The sequence below is a fragment of the Pseudoalteromonas sp. NBT06-2 genome (assembly GCF_002276045.1).
GTDB lineage: Bacteria > Pseudomonadota > Gammaproteobacteria > Enterobacterales > Alteromonadaceae > Pseudoalteromonas.
Genome location: NZ_NQMR01000459.1, coordinates 1 through 308, shown reverse-complemented (window position 1 = coordinate 308; position 308 = coordinate 1). Strand labels below are relative to the sequence as shown.

Sequence of the window (308 nt, the reverse complement as noted above, 5' to 3'; positions counted from 1 at the left end):
GCATTAAATGGTTTTTCTGGTGGTGAAAATACACCAACGGATATTACAGGTAAGGCAATTACTGGTGGTGTAGTTGGTAAAGTTGTCTATGCTGGTGATTTTGTGAATGAAAATGATCCTGAAGGTGATCCAGCCCAGTGTTTACAACCCTTCCCAGTAGGCACTTTTGAGGAAGGAACTATTGCATTATGTGATCGTGGTGCTATTGCGCGTGTAAATAAAGGCCGCCATGTACTAGCTGGTGGTGCTGATGGTCTTATTCTGGCAAACTTACAAGGTGGTGCTACAAGTGTTGTTGCTGATGCCCA

General features: G+C 43.8%; 1 protein-coding gene. It reads left to right on the top strand.

Translation table 11 applies throughout. From position 1 onward, the window contains the following. Positions 1-308: PA domain-containing protein (locus tag CJF42_RS26525; protein ID WP_141235720.1), on the top strand; the 308-nt coding region annotated here is incomplete at both ends.